Annotated in this window: 2 protein-coding genes; one reads left to right on the plus strand and one right to left on the minus strand. The window is 29.5% G+C overall.

The features are described from left to right. Positions 1-967, minus strand: a 967-nt coding sequence (locus FBF10_RS08485) for a cache domain-containing protein (protein WP_198509320.1), incomplete at its 3' end; no start/stop codon positions are given. A gap of 192 nt (positions 968-1,159) precedes the next feature. Here FBF10_RS08485 and zupT point away from each other — a divergent pair. Beyond that, on the plus strand, positions 1,160-2,035 hold the full coding sequence (zupT, locus tag FBF10_RS08490) for a zinc transporter ZupT (protein ID WP_002919197.1): 876 nt from the start codon (positions 1,160-1,162) through the stop codon (positions 2,033-2,035). The last annotated feature ends 50 nt before the right edge of the window (positions 2,036-2,085 follow it).

Consider the following 2,085-nt stretch of genomic DNA (forward strand, 5'->3'; position numbering starts at 1 on the left):
TAGCTGCAAGTGGAGAGAGGCTTCTGCTGATTAAAAATCTAATCAAGATTAAAGCTATGATTATAGCTATAATACCGACTATAGCTTGTTTCATTAAAATGGAATTAACAGCGGAAGTATAGTTACTATCTAAAGTTACAGCACAAATACGATATAATCCATTGGAACTTGTATCGCACATTGTTTCATATTTGATACCTTTATCATCAAATACAGGAAAAAGAATATCTCTCTTATTTGGATCTATATATTCAGGGTTTTCTTTTATGGCGTTAGCAATATTAACGCTTAAAGTGTTTTTTGTTAAAATTCTATCAAGCACTTCGTGAAAAATAATTCTTCCTTCAGAGTCATAAACAGCAGCATAAGTAGTTGATGAGTGTCCTAAAGATAATACATCTTTGGAAAATTTATCTAGATTGTAATCGCCTCCAACGAAAGCTATAAGTTGATTATTTTTATAAATAGGGAAAACATAAGTTATACCAATCTCTTGATCTATAGGGGATTTATATGGTTGAGTTATTGTGATGCCTTTGTTATTTTTTGCTTCTTGATACCAAATTTGTTTTGTAATGTCAAAATTTGATTTTTTATCTAAAATTGTTCCATTTGACAAAAGCATTTTGTTGTTTTTATCAAACGCAATAAAAACAATATCAAAATCAAACGCCTTCTTAAAAGAATCTAGAAGCAGTGAAATATTTTCATCTTCTAATTTTTTAGCACTTTCATATGCTAGAACCTCTATAGCTTTTTGCTTGCTTTTGGAATAGTTTTCAAAAGTTACTTTAACATCATCCATAGTTTTTAATTGATTTTCTTTTAGCAATTCATATGTGTGATTTTTGGCATCAAAGTAACTAACGGTACTTGTGATTGCTAAAATTAATACAACTAAAATTCCAACCCATAGCGTAAGCTTGGCTGAAATTCCAACGGATTTGCCTGAATTTATTGATTGCATTATAACTCCTATATTTATATTGAAAATGAAATAAAAATATTATTCTAACAAAAAATAAGAGAAAAAGTGTATAAAAAATGAACTTTTTTACATAAAAAATCAAAAATTTTTAATTATTTTGTATATTTTTATCAAGTATTAACTTTTTATAAATATAAAGAGTTTTAAAATATTATTTATTTAAGAATATTAATGCAATTTACATTTGAACAAATTTTTATCGCAATGCTATTGACTCTTTTTGCAGGTTTTTCTACGGCTATAGGTTCTATAATAGCCTTTTTTTCTAGAAAAGATGATTTAAGGGTGCTTTCTTTGGGGCTTGGTTTTTCAGCTGGAGTAATGATATACATTTCTTTCATGGAAATTTTACCTACTGCACTTAAAGATTTTAAAAATCACTATGATTCGCATTGGGCTGAGCTTTTGGGATTAGCTTGTTTTTTTGGTGGAATTTTAATATCTTTATTGATTGATAAATTAATCCCCGAAGATGTCAATCCTCACGAGCCTAAAGAGGATTTAAGCGAGTTAAAAATTTGTCCCTTGCCCCAAAAAGGACAAAATCCTCCGAAATTTCATCCTGGAGAAAAGTTGCATCAGATCAATACTAAAGCTTTAAAACGTACAGGGATTTTTACAGCTTTGGCTATTGCTATACATAATTTCCCAGAAGGTTTTGCTACTTTTATTTCAAGTCTTGATAATCTTACTTTAGGAATTGCTATAGCTATAGCTGTGGCTATACACAATATCCCAGAAGGTTTGGCTGTGAGTTTGCCGATTTATCATGCTACAGGAGATAAGAAAAAAGCTTTTATTTATTCAGCTCTTTCGGGTTTTGCAGAGCCTTTGGGTGCTTTTGTTGGAGCTTTGATTTTATTGCCTTTTATAGGCGATCTTACTTTAGCTATAAGTTTTGCTGTGATTGCAGGAATTATGGTTTTTATATCTCTTGATGAGCTTTTGCCCGCTGCAAAAACTTATGATAAGGCTCATGATAGTTTATATGGACTTATCGCAGGAATGATGATAATGGCTTTAAGTTTAAATTTACTTGAATATTGAAAATTATTTTTTGTTTTTAAGTGTTTATTTATAAAATATACAAAATCATA

It is taken from the genome of Campylobacter sp. CFSAN093249, assembly GCF_011067895.1.
Lineage (GTDB): Bacteria > Campylobacterota > Campylobacteria > Campylobacterales > Campylobacteraceae > Campylobacter_D > Campylobacter_D jejuni.